At 38.6% G+C, this 22,192-nt stretch carries 19 protein-coding genes; 13 read left to right on the top strand and 6 right to left on the bottom strand.

Annotation, left to right across the window (positions count from 1 at the left end; genetic code table 11):
* Positions 1-290 precede the first annotated feature (290 nt).
* The gene (locus ACFIKY_RS01720) at positions 291-824 is read right to left on the bottom strand and encodes a GcrA family cell cycle regulator (protein WP_375635425.1); all 534 of its coding nucleotides are present in this window, start codon (positions 822-824) and stop codon (positions 291-293) included.
* 485 nt (positions 825-1,309) lie between these two features.
* On the opposite strand from ACFIKY_RS01720, the gene ACFIKY_RS01715 reads away from it, so the two are divergent.
* From ACFIKY_RS01715 to ACFIKY_RS01705, 3 genes are read left to right on the top strand one after another with little or no spacing between them, the layout of a single operon-like run.
* The gene (locus tag ACFIKY_RS01715) at positions 1,310-2,524 is read left to right on the top strand and encodes an aspartate aminotransferase family protein (protein WP_012754528.1); all 1,215 of its coding nucleotides are present in this window, start codon (positions 1,310-1,312) and stop codon (positions 2,522-2,524) included.
* The gene (argF, locus tag ACFIKY_RS01710) at positions 2,521-3,456 is read left to right on the top strand and encodes an ornithine carbamoyltransferase (RefSeq protein ID WP_375635426.1); all 936 of its coding nucleotides are present in this window, start codon (positions 2,521-2,523) and stop codon (positions 3,454-3,456) included. The genes ACFIKY_RS01715 and argF overlap by 4 nt, the downstream gene beginning before the upstream one ends.
* A 36-nt stretch (positions 3,457-3,492) precedes the next feature.
* The gene (locus tag ACFIKY_RS01705; protein WP_375635427.1) at positions 3,493-4,479 is read left to right on the top strand and encodes an Hsp33 family molecular chaperone; all 987 of its coding nucleotides are present in this window, start codon (positions 3,493-3,495) and stop codon (positions 4,477-4,479) included.
* Between the two features lie 1,117 nt (positions 4,480-5,596).
* Here the strand turns inward: ACFIKY_RS01705 and ACFIKY_RS01700 are convergent.
* The 5 genes from ACFIKY_RS01700 to ccmA are packed head-to-tail and all read right to left on the bottom strand — an operon-like array spanning position 5,597 to position 8,518.
* Entirely contained in the window at positions 5,597-6,190 is a 594-nt protein-coding gene (locus tag ACFIKY_RS01700; RefSeq protein ID WP_375635428.1) for a DsbE family thiol:disulfide interchange protein, read from the bottom strand.
* Positions 6,165-6,416, bottom strand: a complete 252-nt coding sequence (locus ACFIKY_RS01695) for a hypothetical protein (RefSeq protein ID WP_375635429.1) — start codon at positions 6,414-6,416, stop codon at positions 6,165-6,167. The genes ACFIKY_RS01700 and ACFIKY_RS01695 overlap by 26 nt, the downstream gene beginning before the upstream one ends.
* A complete protein-coding gene (locus tag ACFIKY_RS01690) occupies positions 6,404-7,183 on the bottom strand; it encodes a heme ABC transporter permease (RefSeq protein WP_375635430.1) in 780 nt (259 codons plus the stop codon). The genes ACFIKY_RS01695 and ACFIKY_RS01690 overlap by 13 nt, the downstream gene beginning before the upstream one ends.
* A 46-nt stretch (positions 7,184-7,229) precedes the next feature.
* The gene (gene ccmB, locus ACFIKY_RS01685) at positions 7,230-7,895 is read right to left on the bottom strand and encodes a heme exporter protein CcmB (protein WP_375635431.1); all 666 of its coding nucleotides are present in this window, start codon (positions 7,893-7,895) and stop codon (positions 7,230-7,232) included.
* A gap of 11 nt (positions 7,896-7,906) precedes the next feature.
* A complete protein-coding gene (ccmA, locus tag ACFIKY_RS01680) occupies positions 7,907-8,518 on the bottom strand; it encodes a heme ABC exporter ATP-binding protein CcmA (protein WP_375635432.1) in 612 nt (203 codons plus the stop codon).
* 297 nt (positions 8,519-8,815) lie between these two features.
* On the opposite strand from ccmA, the gene acnA reads away from it, so the two are divergent.
* The 10 genes from acnA (at position 8,816) to cyoD (ending at position 21,961) form a co-directional block, all read left to right on the top strand.
* Positions 8,816-11,503, top strand: coding sequence for an aconitate hydratase AcnA (gene acnA, locus ACFIKY_RS01675; RefSeq protein WP_375661319.1), 2,688 nt, complete (start codon positions 8,816-8,818; stop codon positions 11,501-11,503).
* Positions 11,504-11,740: 237 nt separating this feature from the next.
* A complete protein-coding gene (rpsT, locus tag ACFIKY_RS01670; protein ID WP_375635434.1) occupies positions 11,741-12,007 on the top strand; it encodes a 30S ribosomal protein S20 in 267 nt (88 codons plus the stop codon).
* A gap of 701 nt (positions 12,008-12,708) precedes the next feature.
* Positions 12,709-14,280, top strand: coding sequence for a chromosomal replication initiator protein DnaA (dnaA, locus tag ACFIKY_RS01665; RefSeq protein ID WP_375635435.1), 1,572 nt, complete (start codon positions 12,709-12,711; stop codon positions 14,278-14,280).
* A 186-nt stretch (positions 14,281-14,466) separates the two neighbouring features.
* Positions 14,467-15,588 carry a DNA polymerase III subunit beta gene (gene dnaN / locus ACFIKY_RS01660; protein ID WP_375635436.1) on the top strand — a complete coding sequence of 374 codons (1,122 nt, stop codon included), beginning with the start codon at positions 14,467-14,469 and terminating at the stop codon, positions 15,586-15,588.
* 20 nt (positions 15,589-15,608) lie between these two features.
* The gene (gene recF / locus ACFIKY_RS01655) at positions 15,609-16,742 is read left to right on the top strand and encodes a DNA replication/repair protein RecF (protein ID WP_375635437.1); all 1,134 of its coding nucleotides are present in this window, start codon (positions 15,609-15,611) and stop codon (positions 16,740-16,742) included.
* A 54-nt stretch (positions 16,743-16,796) separates the two neighbouring features.
* Entirely contained in the window at positions 16,797-17,249 is a 453-nt protein-coding gene (aroQ, locus tag ACFIKY_RS01650) for a type II 3-dehydroquinate dehydratase (RefSeq protein WP_375635438.1), read from the top strand.
* 133 nt (positions 17,250-17,382) lie between these two features.
* Positions 17,383-18,354 carry a ubiquinol oxidase subunit II gene (gene cyoA, locus ACFIKY_RS01645; RefSeq protein ID WP_273787465.1) on the top strand — a complete coding sequence of 324 codons (972 nt, stop codon included), beginning with the start codon at positions 17,383-17,385 and terminating at the stop codon, positions 18,352-18,354.
* A 75-nt stretch (positions 18,355-18,429) separates the two neighbouring features.
* On the top strand, positions 18,430-20,448 hold the full coding sequence (gene cyoB, locus ACFIKY_RS01640) for a cytochrome o ubiquinol oxidase subunit I (protein ID WP_375619283.1): 2,019 nt from the start codon (positions 18,430-18,432) through the stop codon (positions 20,446-20,448).
* Complete coding sequence (locus tag ACFIKY_RS01635) at positions 20,445-21,113, top strand: cytochrome (ubi)quinol oxidase subunit III (RefSeq protein ID WP_375635439.1); 669 nt, start codon at positions 20,445-20,447, stop codon at positions 21,111-21,113. Before cyoB ends, ACFIKY_RS01635 begins: the two co-directional genes overlap by 4 nt.
* The gene (gene cyoD / locus ACFIKY_RS01630) at positions 21,113-21,961 is read left to right on the top strand and encodes a cytochrome o ubiquinol oxidase subunit IV (RefSeq protein ID WP_375661318.1); all 849 of its coding nucleotides are present in this window, start codon (positions 21,113-21,115) and stop codon (positions 21,959-21,961) included. Before ACFIKY_RS01635 ends, cyoD begins: the two co-directional genes overlap by 1 nt.
* Positions 21,962-22,192 lie beyond the last annotated feature (231 nt).

Genomic DNA, 22,192 nt, shown 5'->3' with positions numbered 1-22,192 from the left:
TACACGAAGAATAAAAACATGAGAAATTGTCTTATTCAAAAGATATTGCTATGGATAGTGTTAAAAGTAGTACAACTAAATTAAAGAGGATCTTGGAAATAAACAGGAATATAACTTTACAACACATAATTGTGCAATAGCACAAAAGATACAATTTCGTTGAATAGTTTCATGAAGAAATTTTTTCACTCATTAAAAGCTCTATTAAATTTCTTTCTCATAATAATTCGATAATTAAAATTTCATAACGAAGCGCAGAAGGTGTAGAATATGAGATTCAATCGAGGATATTACACTCTTATCCGACGTCTTTCAGATATTGGTTGAAATGCTAACTTAGCATGAAAGGCACAATAGGGGCTATTTTCATCAGAATCTGCACCACAAAAATGAAAATCTGCTGATAATGGATCGCCAACCGGCCATCTACATGTATTTTCACTCAATTGTAAAAGATTAAGTTGACGTGATATAGGCACAACTACATTGGATTTTGTGGACATATCAACTTCTTTTATATCTTCCGCTACAAATTCTGTCTTTAAAGCTGTTTCTTCAATACTTACAGATGATGTGTTCATTGGCGATACCGTGGATGTGTTGCGACGCACACGTGGAGATGATGGGCTGCTTCCCACGGGGGGTTTTTGCGTACGCGCGCTTCCTTGTGCTGTCTTACCGCGTCCTGGTAACTTTAATCGGTGTACTTTGCCGATGACTGCGTTTCTGCTGACCCCACCTAATTGAGCAGCAATTTGACTTGCACTTAACCCTTCACTCCAAAGCTTTTTAAGAAGCTCAACGCGTTCACATGTCCAACCCATACCAGCACTCCATTCCGATTACGTCACTAAGATGCTCTCCCCTTTGCATCTTCAAATGTTTTAATAATATTTTCACTACGCTGAATGAAAGAATTTTACACTCTAAGCGAGCATAAGAAAATCATCCAACCTGTGGACTTACAAACTAAAACACATCATCTTGCTTATTATATTATAAATTACAATATGCACTCACTCTATGACAAGAGTCTTTACCTCTTGAAGAGTTTATTTAGAATGTTTTCCCCAACTTGCAAATCAATCATAGGTTAAACTTTCACTTTTGTTTAAGGCTTTTTCCCAAAATGCTTATTTATAGAACCTTCATTGACTTTTTTTCAATTGGTGTAATGATCTATTCCATAGGTGTAATCATTAATCGTAATGAAATGTTGAAAGCACCGTAACAAAATGTACCATGTTGTTTTATTTGTAGTGTTGCTTTGTATATATATTGAAAAGGTTAAAATATAAAGGAAATTATGATGGATGCCGTCTCTATACAACCACTTTATGAATGCTTCGCACGACGAGATTTGCATTTTGAACAGGGGCATGGTGTATGGCTTATTTCCGATAAGGGAGAACATTATCTTGATTTCACATCTGGCATTGCTGTTAATGCATTAGGGTATTCACATCCAAAATTGGTTGATACGCTCAAAATGCAAGCTGAAAAACTTTGGCATGTTTCTAATATTTTTCAATCCCCTGAACAAGCAGCTCTTGCCACGCGGCTTTGTGCAAATAGTTTTGCGGATAAGGTTTTTTTCTGCAATTCAGGCACTGAAGCATTGGAGTGCGCATTCAAAACGGCACGTCATTATTACTATGCTGCTGGTCATTCAGAACGCATTGAAATAATTACTTTTGAAGGGGCATTTCATGGACGTACACTTGCAGCACTTGCTGCGACTGGGCATGAAAAATATCTTGAAGGCTTTGGACCTAAAGCTGGTGGATTTATTCAAGTACCTTTTTGTGATGAAATCGCTTTGCGTAACGCTATTAATAAAAATACCGCCGCTATTCTTATTGAACCTATTCAAGGAGAAGGAGGAATACGAACGGTTTCTCATGAATATTTAAGATTTTTGCGCAAAATATGCGATGATAATGGTCTGTTATTGATTTTGGATGAAGTCCAAACGGGTATAGGACGAACAGGGAAGCTTTTTGCTTATGAATGGAGTGATGTCTCGCCTGATATTCTTACCCTCGCAAAAGGATTAGGAGGAGGATTTCCATTAGGTGCTTGCCTTGCAACGGATAAAGTTGCAAAAAGCATGACACTTGGGACCCATGGTTCAACCTTTGGAGGAAATCTTCTTGGAATGGCTGTAGGAAATAGTGTTCTTGATATTTTGTTAGAGCCAAATTTTCTCAACCATGTTCAGCGTATGGGAAATAAACTAAGAAGTGGACTTTTGCACATTCTCAATATCTATCCTGATATTATCTGCGCAGTTCAGGGGATGGGCCTAATGGTGGGTATTCAGTGTGTTGTGTCTTCTAATCTTGTCGTTAATGCTTTAGAAAATGAATATCTCTTAAGTGTTGCTGCCAACAACAATGTTGTGCGCTTATTGCCTCCTCTTATCATTAGGGAAGAAGAAATAGATGAAAGTTTGCATCGTATTGAAAAAGCAATAGCGTATCTTTCGCAAGTAAACAAAGAAAGACAAATATTACACACATGACAAATGCTCTTCGTCATTTCACGGACTTATCCATTTTAACGCCAGCAATAGCACGCGCACTGATCGATTATGCAAAAATCCTTAAAGCATCTTTTAAAGCAGGGAAAGGTTCAAAACCTTTTATAGGTAAAACACTTGCGATGATTTTTGAAAAACCATCCACACGAACCCGTATTTCATTCGATATCAGTATGCGCCAGCTTGGGGGAGATACAATCATGCTCACGGGGTCAGAGATGCAGCTTGGTCATAGTGAAACTATAGCTGACACGGCTCGTGTTTTATCCCGTTTTGTGGATATCGTGATATTACGAACAACAAAACATCAACGTATGCTCGAATTGGCACAATATGCACAAATTCCTGTCATTAATGCCCTTACAGATGATACACATCCTTGCCAAATTTTAGCAGATATATTAACCTATGAAGAGCATCGGGGGCCAATTGCTGGCAAAATATTCGCGTGGATGGGGGATGGTAATAATGTGCTCCATTCCTTAATTGAGGCCGCAGCTCTTTTTGATTTTCATTTGCGTATTGCTACTCCAAAGGGCAGTGAACCACAAGAAAAATTTATACATTGGGCACGTGAACGAGGAGCGCACCTTACACTAACTCATAGTCCCCAAAAAGCAGCTCAAGATGCTGATTGTATTATGACCGATACATGGGTCTCCATGGGACAAGAATTTCGTGCTCGCAGTCATTCTATTTTTCAGCCTTATCAAGTCAATGAAGCTCTCATGAAATTAGCAAAATCTGATGCTCTTTTTATGCATTGTCTTCCTGCTCATCGTGGTGAAGAAGTGGTTGATTCTATTATTGATGGACCGCACTCCGTTGTTTTCGATGAGGCTGAAAATCGTCTTCATGCTCAAAAGGCAATTCTTTCTTGGTGTTTACAAGATGCGTTTTTCTCTCCACAATAGCTCCTCTACAACAAATTATATAAAAAAGGCAAAGCTATGAGTAAACAAGCTAAAGATGAAGCCTCTCTCAATAACAACTTCTTGCATGAAGATGATACTGTTGTTCCCTTTCAAGTCGAAGAACTTGATATTCGTGGACGTGCCGTACAACTTGGAGAAACTTTAAATTCTATTCTTAACAGACATCAATACCCTGAACCGGTTTCCTATCTTCTAGCAGAAGCTTTACTTTTAACTGTTTTGCTTGGAACTTCTCTAAAGCTTACGGGAAAATTTATTTTACAAACTCATTCAGATGGACCGGTTAATATGTTGGTATGCGATTTTTCGCCTCCTTCCAGTTTACGTGGATATGCTCGTTTTGATAAAGAACAGCTTAAACAAGCCATGGACAATAATCAAATCTCTTCAGAAACCCTTTTAGGGAAAGGCACTTTAGCCTTCACAATTGATCAAGGTCCCCATATGCAGCCCTATCAAGGGATAGTTGCATTAGATGGATCAAATTTACAAGAAACTTCTCGTATTTATTTTGATCAATCAGAACAAATTCCTACCGATATCCGTTTGGCTGTTGCTATATTAATTAATCGTGACCAACAAGGAAAAACGCAGAAAAGCTGGCGAGCTGGAGGTATTTTGATCCAACTTTTACCCCAAGAATTGTCTCATCATAAAATAGATACCCCTCATCAAACGCGAGAAAAAACGAAAACCCATAGCCAATTGGATAACCAATGGCAGGAAGCTAAAATACTCATGGCAACGATTGAAAGTTCAGAATTAACAGATCCCCAAGTTGGTAGTAAACAGCTCTTGTTCCGTCTTTTTCATGAACAAGGTGTTAGAGTTTTTAATCCTTTTTCTCTTGTCGATCAATGTTCTTGTTCACACGAAAAAATTAAAGGAATCCTAGAAGGATTTTCGATTGATGAACGCAATAAAATGGTTAAAAATAAATATATTTCAGTCACATGTGAATTTTGCTCAAAAACGTATTGTTTTACACCACAAGAATTTTAGAAGAAAAAACATAATCAAATATTTTTCATAAAAAAATGATGATTGCAACAAAAGCCTATTTTATTTGCGTCATAAAAGTTTACCTATAAGCTCATATGAACTTCTAGAATATTTCTTGTCTTAGAGTTTTTTAATGTATACGAGTGATCTTTCTGTTGAAATCAGTAATCACGTCACCGAGTGCTTAAAAAAGAGTTCTCTGTAAAATATATTTTCTCCTCTCGAAAAAGCTTCTTGTTTATTTTTTCATCTCAAAAGCTTATTTCTTACAATGAATTCTTTTATAATATTCATTGATAGATTGATCATGTACTTATAACTTATCTTCTCTGTTAAATGAGATTTTTTGATTGTAGTCATATTTTCTTACTCGAATTTATCTTATTAAAAGTCAAAAAAGCTTATTAGTTGTAATCATAAGATAAATTATCGAAAGAATAAGAATGTATAGACTCAATATGGGCTTTATGGAGTCTATTACGAACAGATAGTGTAATGGGAATAAATATACCAATAACGCTGCGAAGGAATGGATTTGTTATTTTATAAAGATGAAAATAGTGGTGAAGTCCCCTCATAACAATGTGCATTTCAGATAAAAAAGCGGAGACAGAACACTATATGATTTTGAAAATAATAGTTGGTTGCTTTCACTAATCTAACGATGTTTCTATAGCAATATTGTTTTGTCCAAATAATCAAAAATAAAGTTCCAAAACAGATATTTAATCGCTAAAAAAATGAAAACTACTTAAATTTTTGTTATATTTGGGAGGTTTGCTCTACAGATATTTCTTTGCACATGTTTTTGAATCAACAATGGTAATGCTCTTGTCAAATTTTCCTAAGAAGAATGAGGATCCGTATAAATAAAGTAGCATACATAGCATGATAAAACGTTATGTTTTTACAAACCTGCATTATTGTATTTTTCAACTTAAAATATTGCCAATTATTTTCACGTTTAGACAATTCATAAGGGGTATTTTTAGTCTTTATCTTAAATGTTTTTTTGATTCAACATATAGAAATTTTAAAAAACACTCATAGTATACGGTATTTTCAGTTAATAGATAGAAATGGTAAATTACTATTTATAAATCAATATTTTGATATTTTATTTTTCTTCTGTCATGATCGCTTGTTTAATTTTTGGTAGAATTTTTTTTTGATAAATTTGCCATGTTAAGGGACCAACATGTTTGGCAATGATGATGCTCTCTTTATTCAAGAGAAAGGTTTCTGGGGGTCCATATATTCCCCAATCAATAGCTGTATATCCTGAAACATCAAAGCCAATAAATTTAAAAGGATTACCAAAACTGTTTAAAAAGCGCAGGGCGTTTGTTTTGTTATCTTTATAATTAATACCAATCAGATCAAAACGTCTATCTTGTGCAATTTTCATAAGAATAGGATGCTCTTCGCGACAGGGCAAACACCAAGAGCCCCAAAAATTGATCAACGTGACACGTCCCTTAAACTGTTTTGAATTGAGATAACTTTCTTTATCAAGAAGAGGAAGATGAATATTGGGAGCAGGTTTTTCAGCTAATGCGTTTGGGAGAAGAGAAGAATCTTGAAGGTTTTTTTTATCCATAAAGTTGAAAAAAAGCACCACGAGAAGAAGAAAAAGCACAAATGGTCCAAAAAAAACAAGCAGAACAGGCAAAGATATATTTTTTTTAAGTTTTGGAGGGATGTTTTTCATTATACTTTTCTTTTTGTGACAACTCTTTTTTGTTTAGCTGTTGGAGAATTTTTTTTTGGTATAGCGCTTTGCAAAGAATATATCCAATAAGACATAAGAGGGATATTGCAGAAAGCACATAGCTTAAAACAACAATTTGCTCGTGTTTAAGGGTGCTAAGGAAAAAATCAATTTTCTGAGATAGATTTCCTAAAAGTCCGCCCTGGATGCCATTTAGGTCGAGCATGATGAAGAGTCCTGTTGTTGTGCACGACGGGATTTTTTAATCTGAAGTATTCGAATATAATGATTATTGATTTCATTTCGCATAGCCATCAAATAGAGTGCAATAAACATAAAGATAAAACAAAATAGCATTGTTATAAGGGGCCATAACATAGCATTGTCGATTGTTGATCCTCCAGCACGTAACAATGATGCTGGTTGATGCAATGTATTCCACCAATTAACGGAAAATTTAATAACAGGAATATTAACAAATCCAACAAGTGTAAGAATTGCAGTAGCGCGAGCGGCTTTTACTTGGTTGTCAAAAGCACGTCCAAGCAGGATAATGGAAAGATAGATAAAAAGCAGAATTAAAACTGATGTTAACCGTGCATCCCAGACCCACCATGTTCCCCATGTAGGTCGCCCCCAAAGTGCTCCTGTCATGAGAGCCAATGCGGTAAAAATCGCTCCAATAGGCGCTCCACATTTAAGTGCCACATCAGCAAGATGATATTTCCAAATCAGATTTCCTAATGCTGCTGCACTCATCGTTACATAACAGAATGTAGACAACCACGCAAAGGGTACATGAAGGTACATAATCTTAACAGTAATGCCTTGTTGATAGTCATCAGGGGAATACATCACCAGAATAAGTCCTAAAATAAGGAAACACAATGTTATGCCGGCCAACCAAGGTAAGACGATACTGCTTATTTTCATGAAAAGGATGAAACTTGCAGGGAGTGACCTGATTTTATATGGACGAGATAGTTCATTCATGAAATTCATAATAGGCAGAGTTTTGCTATGCGGCAATCATCTTTTATTATTCTGATAAAAGTTTAAGCGTTATCGCAGCAACAAAAGAGCCAAAGAGACTCAAAAGAAGTGAAAAAGCGCTGAGAAGAGCCAAGGACGTGAGAAAAGAAATATTTGGATTTATTGGGGCTGTAGCAGCCGAGACACCAAAAATCATAATTGGAATGACCCACGGCAAGATAATGATAAAAATAAGCAGAGTACTGTGCAACAATGAGGTTGCCAGTGCCGCGCCTATGGCGCCAATAAAAATAATGGCTGGTGTTCCGCATAAAAGGGTAAGTATTGTTGTAAAAGTTATTGTTACATCTAAATGGAGCATGAGGGCTAAAATAGGTGTAGCAAAAATAAGAGGAAGCATTGTTCCTACCCAATGGGCAAGACATTTGGTAAAAACAATTAGTGTAAAACTTTGTCTTTTTCCTGAAAGGATAAATTGGTCGAGATTACCATCATCGCGATCGATTTGGAAAAGTTTGTTTAGATTGAGGAGTCCTGCAAGAAGGGCTCCAAACCACAATATACCTGGCCCTATTTGTGCAAGAATTTTGGGATCTGGTCCAATGGCAAAGGGGGTTATGACAACAACAGCGATAAAAAATAATAGTCCTGTTAGTGAAGAGGCTTGTGGCGCTAATAATAGTTTAAGGTCACGCCAGAACAGTGCTTTCATTTTATTCTCTCCTAGAGAGGTAAAAATTTTTCCAGAGCGATTTTATGGTTTTCTGGAATACCTAGGGAATTATGAGTTGCAGCGATAATCATACCACCTTGATTGAGATGACGCTGGAAAATACGAGCAAGGAGTTTTTGAGCATGGTTATCAAGTCCAGATATTGGTTCATCTAAAATCCAAAGAGGACGATAGGAGAGCAAAAGGCGAGCAATAGCTACGCGCCTTTGTTGTCCAGTTGACAGAGCTTTAAAGGGTAAATGTTCAAGGTTAGAAAGACCAATATCGGCAAGAACCTCATGCACAAAGCGTAAATGTTGACCGTAAAAATCTGCCCAAAATTGCAAATTGTCAATGACAGATAAGAGAGGTTTCATAGCATTTTGAGGACCAAGATAATGACACGCAGTTGCAACAGGGTATATTTGATTATGGTCTTTAAGTATTATATGACCTTCAGCAGCTTCAAGAAGACCGACAATGATTCGGAGTAATGTAGATTTTCCGATACCATTAGGACCGGTGATTGTCATCAGTTGCTGTGAAAATAAACAAAAAGAAAGACCTTTAAACAGAATTTCCTCGTTTCTGTAAGCGGCTAAATCTTTGCCTGATAACACCATGTGATTGCCTATTTTGTTTTTATTTTCATATTCTTTATTGCATTATAGAATAAAAAACACATTTTTTGTGCAATTGTACCTAGAATAGTTCTAGAAATAGTTCTATAAGAGATACCTTACATCAATATCTGGTGTAAAATGGTTTCTGGCGCTGATTTCCGCATTTGCCTACGAGAGGGTGGAGGGGGAAATGGATGGCGGAGGTGATTGCGTCTGCGCTCAAGCTGCGACCTTGACTCGTAGTTTGTGTTGTTCATTCCTGGAAATTGGGTGGTTATAGTATGAGGGTGGACAGTCATGACTCAAATTGATAGCTTTAATTGTCGCAGAGTATTAAATGTTGGTGGCAAAGAATATACTTATTATAGCTTGATCGAAGCGGAGAAGAATGGTCTTGAAGGTGTTTCTCGGTTACCGTTTTCGATGAAAGTTATTCTCGAAAATTTATTGCGATTTGAAGATGGTCGCACAGTTAAAAAAGAGGATATCCTCAATGTTGCTAAGTGGTTAAACGACAAAGGGAGCGCTGGGGCAGAAATTGCTTACCGTCCTGCACGTGTTCTTATGCAGGATTTTACAGGTGTTCCAGCAGTTGTTGATCTTTCTGCAATGCGTGATGCTATGGTTAAACTTGGCGGTAACGCTGAAAAAATCAATCCTCTCATTCCCGTTGATCTCATCATTGATCACTCAGTTATTGTTGATGCTTTTGGCAATTCCATGGCTTTTAAGGAAAACGTTGAGCATGAATATGAACGCAATGGTGAACGCTATCGTTTCCTTAAATGGGGGCAGCAAGCCTTTCAAAATTTTCGCGTTGTTCCTCCAGGAACAGGGATTTGTCATCAGGTTAACCTAGAATATTTAGCACAATGTGTATGGATGAAGAATGAAGAGGGCTGTGAGACGATTTATCCTGACACCTGTGTGGGAACTGATTCGCATACGACTATGGTTAATGGTTTAGGGGTTTTAGGTTGGGGTGTTGGTGGTATTGAAGCAGAAGCAGCAATGTTAGGCCAACCTGTTTCTATGTTGTTACCTGAAGTGATTGGTTTTCGTCTAACAGGTAAACTTAAAGAAGGTGTAACAGCCACCGATCTCGTATTGACTGTGACTCAAATGCTACGCCGGAAGGGTGTTGTCGGTAAATTTATTGAGTTTTTTGGTCCTGGTTTGGAGCAGATGACGCTTGCTGATCGGGCAACGATTGGAAATATGGCACCTGAATATGGAGCAACGTGTGGTTTTTTCCCAATTGATAAGGAGACAGTGCGTTATCTCAATATGACAGGGCGTGATGAAAATCGGATTGCCTTAGTAGAAGCTTACACCAAAGCACAAGGGATGTGGCATGACGAAATGGTGGCTCATCCCATTTTTAGTGATACAATTGAATTGGATATGGGAACTGTTGTTCCTTCTATGGCTGGTCCTAAACGTCCTGAAGGACGTATTGCATTGGAAAACGTTGGGCAGGGTTTTGAGAAGGCATTGGTCGAAGACTATAAGAAGACTTCTGAACAAAATAAGCGTTATCGGGTCGAGGGTGAAGAATATACGCTTGGTCACGGTGATGTGGTGATCGCTGCGATTACGTCGTGTACGAATACATCGAATCCAAGTGTTCTTATTGCAGCGGGTCTTTTGGCAAGAAATGCAGTGGCAAAAGGTCTCAAGAGCAAACCATGGGTAAAAACTTCTCTTGCACCAGGTTCACAAGTCGTTGAAGCTTACCTGCAAAACTCGGGTCTGCAAAAAGATTTAGATGCATTAGGATTTAACTTAGTAGGATTTGGGTGCACAACATGTATTGGGAATTCTGGTCCTTTGCATCCAGCTATTTCCAAAACGATTAATGACAATGGTATAATTGCATCTGCAGTTCTTTCGGGAAATCGTAATTTTGAAGGGCGTGTTTCCCCTGATGTGCAAGCGAATTATTTAGCTTCACCACCGTTAGTTGTTGCACATGCGCTCATCGGGACGGTGTGTAAAGATTTAACCAAGGAACCTCTTGGTGAAGATTCAAATGGCCAACCCATTTATTTGAGAGATATTTGGCCAACCTCTCAAGAAATACAGGAGTTCATCGAAAAAAATGTCACGCGTAAGGTTTTTGCTGAAAAGTATGCAGATGTTTTTAAGGGAGATGAAAATTGGCAAAAAGTTCAGATTCCTACGGGTTCTACCTATTCTTGGGATGAGCAATCCACTTATGTACGCAATCCACCTTATTTCGATGATATGCAGAAAATACCTGATATCTTACCAGATATTAAAGATGCACGGATTTTAGGTTTATTTGGTGATAAAATCACGACGGATCATATTTCTCCTGCTGGTTCTATTAAAGCAGCTTCTCCTGCCGGAAAATATTTAATGGATCATGGTGTTAAAGTGGCTGATTTTAATCAGTATGGAACGCGTCGTGGGAATCATGAAGTTATGGTGCGTGGGACCTTTGCCAATATTCGCATTCGTAATTTCATGTTGGGGGAAAATGGTCGAGAAGGAGGTTATACGGTTCATTATCCGTCAGCGGTAGAACAAGCCATTTACGATGCAGCAATGGCGTATAAACAAGAAGGTACTCCACTTGTTGTTTTTGCTGGTATTGAATATGGCAATGGATCATCGCGCGATTGGGCAGCCAAAGGTACCAATCTTCTTGGTATAAAAGCAGTGATTGTACAGTCTTTTGAAAGGATTCATCGCTCTAATCTTGTTGGTATGGGCATTGTTCCCTTTGTCTTTGAGGAGGGTGTAAGTTGGAAATCTTTAGGCTTAAAGGGAGATGAAAAGGTGACAATTGAAGGAATTCATAACTTGAAACCTCGTCAAAAGACAGTAGCGAAAATTACTTTTTCTGATGGTACGATAAAAACCGCTCCGTTATTATGCCGTATCGATACTGAAGATGAGCTAGATTATTTGCATCATGGGGGAATTTTGCAATATGTCTTGCGTAAGTTAGCTGTTTAAATTCTTTTGTTTGTTAAGGAATATCTATTATTAAGCTATAAAGTTGCGGATCAAAGAGTTTGGCTTCGTTTTTTTATGACTATCTTTGAAAATCTAATTGACGTTAGCTTTGGGATTGCGCTATAAGCCACACAGTTATAGGCAGCTTTATAGTTTTGCTTGGGTTGAATTTATTTATATTGGTAGAGTTGTTCTTTAGACTCATTTTACCAAGGTGTTGAAAGAGAGATTATATTTATGGCGAATACACCTTCTGCTCGAAAAGCGGTGCGCAAGGTTGCGGCACGCACACAGGTTAATAGGGCCCGTCGTTCGCGCGTTCGTACCTTTATACGTAAGTTTGATGATGCTTTAGCGGGTGGCGATAAGGCATCTGCAGAGATTGCATTTAAGAATTTTGAGCCTGAAATTATGCGTGCGGTTTCTAAAGGGGTTTTTCATAAAAATGCTGCTGCGAGGAAAGTATCGCGTTTAGCTAAACGTTTGAAGGTTCTCAGCGTTTAAGCTTTTTCTCCTTTATTGAGAATCAAGCCAGTATCCATGAGGATGCTGGCTTTTTGTTTATTATTTCAAAAAGTTTCTATCGAAAATAAGAATCGATAATGATTCTCCTCTTGAAAAAGGAGAGAAAGTTTATAGGGGGGAGTATGGTTATCCACAAGCTTTGTGGATTTTTACAGAGTCTTTTTTGTCAAGCATTTTATTTTTTTTTTTTAATCTGAAGAGATTTTTTAATTGTTGGTAAATTTAGAGAAAAAAAATGAATTGAATCAATATTTTTTTCATTCCTCATTGATACAAGCATTTTTTTCTGGTTTTTTGATTTTATTTTGACCTCTTGCATTTTACCTCTGCTGTTTTGTATGGTTCTTATGAAGACTAAAAAGCATGAAGGGGTCACACCAGCACATTGTTCTATATTTTGTTGAGTACAAGATGTTTTGACTTAGGCTTTTCGAAGCTTTTGTTCTGGAAAGGTTTTCTGACGATTTTTTAGTTTTCTGAATAGATATGTTTACCATTTTAGAAGAGTGGGTCATATCATGAGTGCAAGTAAATCTTATTGGTCATCTTTGTTAGTGGGGTTGTGATGAGGCTATCCTAGGGGAGGGTGAGTAATCTTATTTGGGGTAGGGCGTTTTGCCTTCGCTAGATTTATTTTAGCTGTTTGGCAGGACAAAATTTTATTTTTATCAGGATGGAAGATGGTGGATAAATTGAACTCTAAAGCTAGTTCCTTTAAAAGGGTTTCGGTGAATATCCTGTCAGCAGAGAACATAATAAAGAATAGGATGACGGAGAGTGATGAGGATGTTCGTAGAAATGCTTCTATAGGGCATTCTATTGTTTCAGAGGAGGAAAGTGCGGCGGCTTTTATACGTGTTATGGCGCAATTAAAGGTGCAGGTTGGTGTTGAGGCTTATACCAGTTGGTTTGGACGTGTGAAGCTTGCTGAATATAGCCATACTCTTGTAAAGCTTTCTGTTCCTACTGCTTTTTTACGTTCATGGATTAATAATCACTATGGTTCTCTTTTGACTCATTTATGGAAACAAGAGAATTCAGCAATTCTTCGTGTTGAAGTTATTGTTCGTGGTATGGAACGCGTTTCAAGAGACGTCGTTTGTAAAAGAAGTGTTCCTTCTGTTGTGCTAGAGGAGCAGGCGACTTCATCTTTTGTTGAAAGTTGTGCAGAGCATTCAGTTAAGAGTTCTCAAACGGGAGTTTTTGGATCTCCGCTTGATTCGCGCTATACTTTTGAAAGTTTTGTTGAGGGGGCTTCTAATCGTGTTGCTTTAGCAGCTGCGCGTTCAATTGCGGAGGGGCATAAAAGTGCTTTGCGTTTTAATCCTCTTTTTATTCACGCATCTGTTGGTTTAGGAAAAACACATTTGCTTCAGGCAATTGCTGCTTCTGCATTGAAGCGTTTAACGTCTGCGCGCGTTATTTATTTAACTGCTGAATATTTTATGTGGCGTTTTGCAACAGCTATTCGTGATAATGATGCTCTTTCTTTTAAAGAACAGCTTCGTGATATCGACCTTTTGATTATTGATGATATGCAGTTTTTGCAGGGTAAGTCGATACAACATGAGTTTTGCCATTTGCTTAATATGTTGCTTGATAGTGCAAAACAAGTTGTTGTCGCTGCAGATCGTCCGCCAGCAGAATTAGAATCGCTTGATCTTCGCGTTCGTTCTCGTCTTCAGGGAGGGGTAGCCCTTGAAATTGAAGCACCAGATTATGAAATGCGTTTGCAAATGTTGCGCCAGCGGTTGAAGGTGGCACAACAAGATGATGGCATGGTATCAATTTCTGATGATATCTTGGAATATATTGCGAAAACGGTTTTAGGGTCGGGGCGTGATATTGAAGGTGCATTTAATCAGCTCTTGTTTCGTCAATCTTTTGAGTCTGATTTATCTTTAGAGCGGATTGATGAGTTATTAGGTCACTTGACACGTCCTGGTGAACCTAAGCGCATTCGGATTGAAGAAATTCAGCGTACGGTAGCACGTCATTATAATGTTTCTAAACAGGACTTGTTATCTAATCGTCGAACACGTACGGTTGTGAAGCCACGGCAAGTTGCAATGTATTTAGCAAAAGTATTAACTCCTCGCTCGTTGCCAGAAATTGGGCGTCGTTTTGGTGGGCGTGATCATACAACAGTTTTACACGCTGTGCGTAAAATTGAAGATTTGGTTTGTGGTGATCAGACCTTGGCTAAGGAACTTGAATTGCTTAAGCGGTTGATTGGAGAACAGGCTGTATAGTGTTTATTGTTTCTTTCTTTGGAGAAACTTTAAAGAATTTAATGAAAAGATTTATTTTTTCTTATGCAGGAGTGGCTTGCCATTTTAAGAGAGGTTTAATAAAGTCTAGCAGGCGATTCTTTGAAGAGGATCTATTTTTAATGCTAAGGAATTCTTATAGTTTTTAGTAAATCATACGGGGCTTTTATGCGTATTACAGTTGATCGCAGTCAATTTCTCAAGTCTCTTGGTCGGGTTCACCGTGTGGTAGAGCGCCGTAATACTGTTCCTATTTTATCGAATGTGCTGATTGATGCAGAAAATGGTTCTGTGCAGTTAAAAGCAACAGACCTTGATTTAGAGGTTACGGAATCTTTTGCAGTTAATGTTAAACAAGCTGGAGCAACAACTGTTCCAGCACATTTGCTCTATGATATCATTCGAAAACTTCCTGATAGCAATGAAGTTGTATTATCCGTCGATGAGAATCAGGCAGCTACAATGTCCGTTGTTTCGGGTTGTGCACATTTTCAGCTTCAATGTCTTCCGAAGGCAGATTTTCCAGAGTCGCTTCCTGGGCAGTTTGGTTATCGTTTTTCTCTATCGGCATCAAGCTTAAAACATTTACTTGATTGTACGCAGTTTGCTATTTCTACTGAAGAAACCCGTTATTATCTTAATGGTATTTATTTACATGTTATTAATGACGGTGTTTTGAAATTGCGTTTGGTTGCAACTGATGGTCATCGTTTGGCACAAGTTGAGATGGAAGCTCCTTCAGGAGTTGAGGGAATGCCCGGTGTTATTGTCCCCCGTAAAGCTGTAGGAGAATTGCAAAAACTTCTTTCAGAAGAAAATGATAGCGATGTATGTATAGAGCTTTCAGAGACAAAGATTCGTTTTTCTGTAGGTTCTGTGATTTTTACATCAAAATTAATTGATGGAACATTTCCGGATTATCAACGTGTTATCCCTCTTGGAAATGATAAAGAATTAATTGTTAATAGGCAGGACTTTTCTTCTGCAGTTGATCGTGTTTCAACGATTTCAAGTGATCGGGGGCGTGCAGTTAAATTAACGATTGAGCACGGACAGTTAAGGCTTGTTGTTAATAGCCCAGATTCGGGCAGTGCAGAAGATCAATTATCAGTAACTTATGCATCTGAACCGCTTGAGATAGGATTTAATTCACGTTATCTTTTGGATATTGCTGGGCAGCTTTCAAGTGACGAGATGGTTTTTATGTTGGCTGAGGCTGGAGCACCAGCTCTGATTCGTGATAATGATGATGTGGATGTGCTCTATGTACTGATGCCTATTCGCGTTTAGGGGCAATTGTTTTGCAATGCATGGCCAGTCATGTGCACAAAGTGGCAGTGAGGCAGCTGAAGCTTTTACGTTATCGCAATTATCCTTTTTTCAATATTCATTTTTCTGGTCAGCATGTGGTTTTTACCGGCCATAACGGTGCTGGTAAGACGAATCTTTTGGAGGCGTTATCTTTTCTTTCTCCTGGTCGTGGTTTGCGGCGTGCTGCTTATTCTGACGTTAGCTTTGTAGATGGTGACGGTGGAGGATTTGTTGTATTTGCGCGTCTTGAATGCGCTCTTTATGGTGAAGTAAAGATTGGTACAGCTTTGGAGGTTAGCGATAACAGTCGAAAAGTCCATATTAATGGTGTAAATGAGTCGGGTGATTGCCTAACAGATTATTGTCATATTAGTGTCCTAACACCATCCATGGATGGTCTTTTTACAGGTCCTTCGCTTGAGCGCCGTAGTTTTTTGGATCGTATGGTTTTGGCGATTGATCCCTTGCATAGGCGCCGCATAGCCGATTATGATAGAGCTATGCGCGCACGTAATCGTTTGTTTTTAGATGGAAATGAAGATTATGCTTGGTTTGATGCTTTAGAAAAGCAGATGGCAGAACTGGCGACAGCTATTTCTGCGGCGCGTGTTGATGTTATTCGTCTTTTAAATGATATGTTTACACAAATGCCATCACAGATACCTTTTCCACGAGCTTTTTTGCAAATTGATGGTTTTTTGGAAACAGCTCTTAGTGAAATATCAGCAATTGAAGTTGAAGAGCAATTTTGTGATCGATTGCGGCATAATCGCGCAATGGACCGTGCTGCTGGGCGGACGTTAGAAGGACCACATCGCGCAGATTTGCAGGTTTTTTATGCTGATAAAAATATGGGAGCCGCATCGTGTTCAACAGGTGAACAAAAAGCGCTGCTGACAGGTTTAGTTTTGTGTCATGCACGTCTAACAGGTATGATGTCGGAAAAAGCTCCTATTCTTCTTCTTGATGAAATGGCTGCTCATCTTGATTCGCATCGACGTGCTGCTTTATTTGATATTCTTGATGATTTAGCTGTACAAACATTTATGACAGGAACAGATCGTCTTTTATTTGATGACTTAAAAGGACGCGCAGAATTCTTTGAGATTAAGGATGGGGCTTTATTGTCGTAAAAACATGCTAAATATTTTTTTAATAAGTGATAGGTCTAAAAGAAAAGGCATGCTATGTCTGAGGTGATAACGATTTTAAATGGTCCTAATTTAAATTTTCTAGGTCAACGTGAGCCAGAAATTTATGGAACTGAGACTCTGGAAGATATTGAAAAAAGATGCAGAGAATGGGCAAAAAAAAATGATATCGTAATAAATTTTTATCAAAGTAACTGTGAAGGGCAGTTGGTAGCATGGATACAAGAAGCAATAGAGGCAAGTTCTGGATTGATCATTAACCCAGCGGCTTACAGTCATACATCTGTTGCACTTCTTGATGCCCTAAAAATGTTTTCAGGGCCGAAAGTAGAAGTTCATTTATCTCATATTTACCAGCGTGAAGCTTTTCGTCACCACTCTTATACATCTGCAGGTGTAGACGCTATCATAACTGGGTGTGGAGGTGATGGATATTGGTTTGCACTTGAATATATTGCAAAACAATTAAGCAAAACAATTAAATTGTGATAGGTAAAGAATAAGCGTTTGATAAGAGTAATATAGGCATTGAATTCACTTGATAATTATTTTCAAATCTGTACAATATGAGGTATATATATTTTATGACAATTTTTGGTGCATATGACGGGGGTAAATAGAGATGAAAAGCTTTGTTCGACAATTAGAAATGCTTGTGATTTTAGGGGGAGCACTGCTTTTATCTGGTTGTAAAATTGATGTTATACAGCCATCAGGTTATGTTGCACGTCAACAGCTCATTTTGATAGTTGTTTGTGTGGTGGTGATGCTTTGTGTTGTCATCCCAGTTATGGTGAGTGTGGTGTTTTTAGCTATAAAATATCGCGCATCGAATATGAAAGCGGACTATTCTCCTGATTGGGCGCATTCAAATAAAATTGAAGCGTTGATGTGGGGTATTCCAATTGTAATTGTAATGGTTTTAGGTTCATTAACAGCTTATTATACTTATAAGCTGGAACCTACAAATCCTCTCCCAGTGGAAGTTGTAGGTGAAGGAAAGCCATTACAGATTGATGCCGTTTCTCTTGATTGGAAATGGCTTTTTATTTATCCTGAATATGGTGTTGCATCGATTAATGAGATTTATGCGCCTGAAGGACGTCAGGTTTTATTGCAATTGACGTCAGAGAATTCTGTCAATGCTTTTTGGGTCCCCAAACTGGGTACAGTTCTTTACGCTATGCCGCAGATGAATGCTAAGTTGCATTTGGTCGCTGAAGAGCAAGGAGTATTCAAAGGAACCTCAGCAAATTACAGTGGTGATGGTTTTTCGAGTATGCGGTTTAAGTGGCATTCTGTGTCTTTGCAGGACTTTGAGGATTGGATTGTAAAAGCTCGGGCTAATGGTCGAGTACTTGATCGTGCATCTTATCGTCAACTTTCTATTGCGCCTCGTATGGGTGATATTGCTGCGAAGAAAAAAGATGCTGAAGTTCGTTATTTTGCACCTGTTGAGAAGCGCCTTTACTATCGTGTTGTTAATCGATGTGTCGATGAAAATACGGTATGTAATGAGGATTTAATGAAACGTGCTGCTGCTCAGACTCTATGGGGTGCACTATGTTCAGTATTTGATCCTGATGTTATTTAAAGGGTCAGTAAAGAAAGAGCCCTTTTAACATAAGGTTTCTTTTAAACTTGAATTTCATTTGAAATGGGTTGAGAAATGTTTGGAAGACTTACAGATCCTACGGCAGGTGCTTTTCATGCACTTGCACATGAGCCGATCGTTTTATACACGTGTATTGCGATTGTTGTGGTTGGTTTAATTGCTGTTGTTGCTCTAACAGCACTTGGGTGGTGGGGGATTCTATGGCGAAATTGGATTACAACTGTTGACCATAAACGCATAGGCATTATGTACATAGTTCTTGGAATTATTATGCTTGTTCGCGGTTTTGCGGACGCACTCATGATGCGAACACATCAAGCTTTAGCTCTTGGGAGTGAAAGTGCAGGTTATTTGCCCCCTGACCATTTTGATCAAATTTTTTCGGCGCATGGCACTATCATGATTTTTTTCATGGCTACGCCTATTTTATTTGGCCTTTTTAATTATCTTATACCGCTTCAAATTGGTGCGCGTGATGTTGCTTTTCCCTTTGCAAATAATCTAGGTTTTTGGATTACGGCTGCAGGGGCAATATTGATTAACATATCCCTAGGTGTTGGGAATTTTGGTCGTGGTGGCTGGTTGATGTATCCACCTTTTACAGAATTGCAAACGAGTCCAGATACAGGGGTAGACTATTATTTATGGTCACTTCAACTTTCTGGTATAGCGACAACAATGGGGGCGGTCAATTTTGTTGCGACTTTGATTAAGATGCGTGCTCCTGGGATGACGATGATGAGAATGCCTGTTTTTTGTTGGAGCGCTTTTGTTAGCAATGTCCTTATTTTAGTTATTTACCCTGTCTTAACTGTAGCATTTGCACTCTTGGCATGCGATCGTTATTTGGGCATGAATTTCTTTTCCAATGTTGGTGGCGGAAATCCGATGGTATGGATTAACTATGTTTGGGTTTTTGGTCATCCTGAGGTTTATGTTTTGGTTGTTCCTGCTTTTGGAATTGTTTCTGAGGTTGTATCAACTTTTTCTTCAAAACGCCTCTTTGGTTATACTTCGATGATATGGGCCATGTTGGTTATTTTGATTCTTTCGCTTCTTGTTTGGGGACATCATTTCTTCACAATGGGTGGCGGTGAAGCTGTGAATACTTTCTTTGGTATTGCGACAATGATTATTGCCGTTCCAACAGGTGTAAAAGTCTTTAATTGGCTGCTAACTATGTATAAGGGGCGGATTCGCTTTGAGCCTCCAATGCTTTGGTGCATGGGAATGATCTTTACATTTGTTGGTGGTGGATTAACTGGTGTTTTGTTATCTATTGTGCCAGCTGATTGGCAGTTTCATAATTCGTTGTTTTTGGTAGCGCATTTCCATCATACAATTATTGGGGGTGTCGTTTTTGCGTACTTAGCGGGGATTGCATTTTGGTTTCCAAAAGTTTTTGGTTATAAACCAAATCGGGCATTGGGTATTGCATCTTTCTGGTGTTGGTTCATTGGTTTTTACCTTGCCTTTTTCCCAGTCTATGCACTTGGTTTAATGGGTGGGACACGTCGTCTCCAGCATTATATGGAACCTAGTTGGCAACCGATGTTTATGATTGCTGCATTGGGCGCTTTTATTATTTTGCTTGGTATCCTTTGTTTTGTGCTGCAAGTTGTTTTGGCGATTTGGTACGGTATCAAACATAAGGGACGTTTACCTGTAACATTAAATGATTCTTGGGGTGATGCACGGACTCTTGAATGGTCTATCTCTTCACCGCCTCCTTCTTACAATTTTGCAATAGTTCCGAAAATACAGTCTGATGACGCTTATTGGAATATGAAGAAAAGTGGTTATCAACGTCCTACCAGTGGATTTACAAAAATTCATATGCCGTCCAATACATCGGCTGGAATTATTGCGGGATTCTTCTCGTTAGTTGTTGGTTTTGCGCTTGTCTGGCATATTTGGTGGCTTGTTGCGGTCGGCTTGATTGGTTTTATTGCAACGCTTGTGTGTCATTCATTAACAGGTGACCATCATGGTTATTATATTCCGGCTGAAGAAGTACAAAAAACTGAAGATGCCTTTACAGCTGTTCTTAAAGAACAAGGAGTGACAGTATGAGTGCAGTAACAATAAATAATGTGAGTGCTGTGGATGAACATCACCACGATAATAGTTCGGTAATGACGTTTGGTTTTTGGGTCTATATTCTTTCAGATTTGATCCTGTTTTCGACACTTTTTTCAAGTTTTGCTGTTTTTTCTGCTTCTTATGGTGGTGGTAAGGCGGGCAATGAGTTTATTGATTTAAAATTTGTTTTGGTTGAGACTGCTTTCTTGTTGTTTTCATCCGTCACTTATGGTTTTACAATGGTACAAGCACATAAAAATAACATCAGTGGTGTGCGTTTATGGATGGCTATTACCTTTGTATTTGGCTGTTGCTTCATTGGTATGGAACTTTACGAATTTCATGAACTTTTGGGTGAGGTCTTTTATTACGATCCAAATGCTTATGCTGGTATTGATTCTGCAACAGGTTTACAGCTTTTTGGTCGGGAGATTCTCTCTGCTTATTGGTCAGCATTTTTTGCTTTGGTTGGCACCCATGGACTTCACGTAAGTGTTGGTCTTCTTTGGATGGTTGTGATGTTTTTTCATCTTCGTCGTAATGGCTTGGATCAGAACAATAAGACACGTTTAGCATGCCTTTCCATTTTTTGGCATTTACTTGATATTGTATGGGTTGGTGTTTTCACCATGGTTTATCTATTAGGAGCGTTGTGATGAGCATGCAAAATGAAACACATGGTCCCAGTACTGGTTCATATTTAGTCGGTTTTATTCTGGCTGTATTTTTCACTTTGGGTTCTTTTGTTCCTGTGATGTATGGAATGATGGAAAGTTGGGCAGTTAGTACAAAGGTTGCGTATCTTATTGGGATGGCGATTATTCAGATTATAGTACAAATTGTTTTCTTTTTGCACTTGAATTCTGGTCCAGATGCCAAGTGGAATTTAAGCGCGTTGTGGTTTGCTGCTATTTGCGTTTTTGTTATTATTGGGGGAACTTGGTGGGCTATTTCTCATTTGAATTATAATATGATGGGTGGCTCAGGACGTGTTATTGAACCGGAAATATCAAGTAGAGATGATTCTTCAGTATCTGAGCAGTTATCAAACAAAGATATATCCGTAAGAAAACAGCCAGAAAAGATACAGGGCTCAGAAATGCCCATGGGGCAGGGGTTAAGTACGCAAACTCCTGTAGATCAAGTTCCTAGTTCAGAAATGCCCATGGGGCAGGGGCTAAGTACGCAAACTCCTGTAGATCAAGTTCCTGGTTCAGAAATGCCCATGGAGCAGGGGCTAAGTACGCAAACTCCTGTAGATCAAGTTCCTGGTTCAGAAATGCCCATGGGGCAGGGGCTAAGTACGCAAACTCCTGTAGATCAAGTTCCTAGTTCAGAAATGCCCATGGGGCAGGGGCTAAGTACGCAAACTCCTGTAGATCAAGTTCCTAGTTCAGAAATGCCCATGGGGCAGGGGCTAAGTACGCAAACTCCTGTAGATCAAGTTCCTAGTTCAGAAATGCCTATGGAGCAGGGGTTAAGTACGCAGTCTCCTGTGGAGTAATTGTTAGAAATACCTGTGGAGCTGATGCGGCGTGTATCAGCTCTTACAAAAAATTCGTAGGATATTAAAGAGGGGTTAAGTGCAAGATATCAGTGGAATGAGTATCATGATTTTGAATGTACTTTTATTTTAAAAGAGAAAGTCCATGGAGTATTGAGTCAAGCTTTAATTTTTGAGACAAATAGCTATTTGTAGAATATACAAAAAGTGATGTCTATGCAATTTACTACA

Origin of the sequence: Bartonella sp. CR127HXZ, assembly GCF_042194555.1 — a bacterium.
Taxonomy (GTDB): domain Bacteria; phylum Pseudomonadota; class Alphaproteobacteria; order Rhizobiales; family Rhizobiaceae; genus Bartonella; species Bartonella grahamii.
This window is presented reverse-complemented; position numbering and strand designations above follow the sequence as displayed.

Coding starts and splice junctions, on each gene's coding strand:
- cyoA (WP_273787465.1), top strand. CDS start 17,383: ATGAAAAGCTTTGTTCGACAATTAGAAATGCTTGTGATTTTAGGGGGA.
- ACFIKY_RS01635 (WP_375635439.1), top strand. CDS start 20,445: ATGAGTGCAGTAACAATAAATAATGTGAGTGCTGTGGATGAACATCAC.
- dnaA (WP_375635435.1), top strand. CDS start 12,709: ATGGTGGATAAATTGAACTCTAAAGCTAGTTCCTTTAAAAGGGTTTCG.
- ACFIKY_RS01695 (WP_375635429.1), bottom strand. CDS start 6,416: ATGCTCGACCTAAATGGCATCCAGGGCGGACTTTTAGGAAATCTATCT.
- ACFIKY_RS01700 (WP_375635428.1), bottom strand. CDS start 6,190: ATGAAAAACATCCCTCCAAAACTTAAAAAAAATATATCTTTGCCTGTT.
- aroQ (WP_375635438.1), top strand. CDS start 16,797: ATGTCTGAGGTGATAACGATTTTAAATGGTCCTAATTTAAATTTTCTA.
- ACFIKY_RS01715 (WP_012754528.1), top strand. CDS start 1,310: ATGGATGCCGTCTCTATACAACCACTTTATGAATGCTTCGCACGACGA.
- cyoB (WP_375619283.1), top strand. CDS start 18,430: ATGTTTGGAAGACTTACAGATCCTACGGCAGGTGCTTTTCATGCACTT.
- ACFIKY_RS01705 (WP_375635427.1), top strand. CDS start 3,493: ATGAGTAAACAAGCTAAAGATGAAGCCTCTCTCAATAACAACTTCTTG.
- ccmA (WP_375635432.1), bottom strand. CDS start 8,518: ATGGTGTTATCAGGCAAAGATTTAGCCGCTTACAGAAACGAGGAAATT.
- argF (WP_375635426.1), top strand. CDS start 2,521: ATGACAAATGCTCTTCGTCATTTCACGGACTTATCCATTTTAACGCCA.
- acnA (WP_375661319.1), top strand. CDS start 8,816: ATGACTCAAATTGATAGCTTTAATTGTCGCAGAGTATTAAATGTTGGT.
- ACFIKY_RS01690 (WP_375635430.1), bottom strand. CDS start 7,183: ATGAATGAACTATCTCGTCCATATAAAATCAGGTCACTCCCTGCAAGT.
- ACFIKY_RS01720 (WP_375635425.1), bottom strand. CDS start 824: ATGGGTTGGACATGTGAACGCGTTGAGCTTCTTAAAAAGCTTTGGAGT.
- rpsT (WP_375635434.1), top strand. CDS start 11,741: ATGGCGAATACACCTTCTGCTCGAAAAGCGGTGCGCAAGGTTGCGGCA.
- recF (WP_375635437.1), top strand. CDS start 15,609: ATGGCCAGTCATGTGCACAAAGTGGCAGTGAGGCAGCTGAAGCTTTTA.
- dnaN (WP_375635436.1), top strand. CDS start 14,467: ATGCGTATTACAGTTGATCGCAGTCAATTTCTCAAGTCTCTTGGTCGG.
- ccmB (WP_375635431.1), bottom strand. CDS start 7,895: ATGAAAGCACTGTTCTGGCGTGACCTTAAACTATTATTAGCGCCACAA.
- cyoD (WP_375661318.1), top strand. CDS start 21,113: ATGAGCATGCAAAATGAAACACATGGTCCCAGTACTGGTTCATATTTA.